The organism is Stenotrophomonas sp. SrG (assembly GCF_050031795.1).
GTDB lineage: Bacteria > Pseudomonadota > Gammaproteobacteria > Xanthomonadales > Xanthomonadaceae > Stenotrophomonas > Stenotrophomonas rhizophila_A.
In genome coordinates, this window is the sequence record NZ_JBNBBE010000711.1 from 1 (window position 1) to 247 (window position 247).

The 247-nt window shown below is 76.5% G+C and carries 1 pseudogene; it reads left to right on the forward strand.

The window, feature by feature from the left end:
* Positions 1-247: pseudogene (locus ACQG3P_RS21430) on the forward strand (DUF4097 family beta strand repeat-containing protein); the annotation flags it as partial.

Below are 247 nucleotides of genomic sequence, written 5' to 3' on the forward strand. Positions count from 1 at the left end.
CGCCAGCGCACGGCCCAGCGAGCGGTCAGCGGTTCGCGCCAGGCCGGCGGCGGCATGGGCGGGGAGGTCTCGGCGGAAACGGTATCGGGCAGCATCCGCCTGGACACGGCGCAGGTGCAGCGCCTGGCCGCCGACGCGGTCTCCGGCAACCTCACTGTGGCAGCGTCCGGCCTGGCGCCGGGTGGCAAGGGGACGTTGCCGACGGTGAGCGGGTCGATCGCCCGGCGCCTGCCGGCCGAGGTCTCGG